Raw genomic sequence first — 458 nt, 5'->3', positions numbered from 1 at the left:
CGCCATCATCGCTGAGAAAGTCAATTCCTTTAGATGTTATTTTTATCGAGTTTGGGTTTACTAATTCTTTGCTTACTCTGCCAGTAATTAACCCATGACCTATTAGATATTATAGAATCAACCCGGTCGCTTAGGCGGCCTTTTTATTTGATGAGATAACACGATGACACGAGATGAACAAACAATACTGATGTTTCGAGGGTTAATTGCCTCATTGTCAGAGCAGCAACAAGAAAACATCCGCGAATGCGAAAAGGTAATACGTAAGATGCTGGTTGATTACCCAGAGGAGGCTATTCTCGCCATCGGATTAATTGGCGCAGAGTTGCAGTTATCTATTTAACTTCAGGTCAATAAGATGGCAGGATTAAAAGAACTGTCTAATAAGCTGACTCAAATAAAGAAGCAAGTCCCGTTTGCCACTGCTCAGGCATTAACAAAAGTTGCCCGGCAGATCG

The 458-nt window shown here is 41.0% G+C and carries 1 protein-coding gene; it reads left to right on the top strand.

Features of this window, described 5'->3' with window-relative positions:
- Window positions 1-163: 163 nt before the first annotated feature.
- A complete protein-coding gene (locus tag ACGF5R_RS24505) occupies window positions 164-343 on the top strand; it encodes a hypothetical protein (RefSeq protein ID WP_132355777.1) in 180 nt (59 codons plus the stop codon).
- Window positions 344-458 lie beyond the last annotated feature (115 nt).

This window comes from Photorhabdus sp. RM71S (assembly GCF_042879355.1).
Classification (GTDB): domain Bacteria; phylum Pseudomonadota; class Gammaproteobacteria; order Enterobacterales; family Enterobacteriaceae; genus Photorhabdus; species Photorhabdus kayaii.
Note: the sequence above shows the minus strand (reverse complement) of the source record. Positions and strands in the feature narration are given on the sequence as shown.

Excerpts from the sequence above, each read along its gene's own strand:
- ACGF5R_RS24505 (WP_132355777.1), top strand. The coding sequence starts at position 164 with ATGACACGAGATGAACAAACAATACTGATGTTTCGAGGGTTAATTGCC.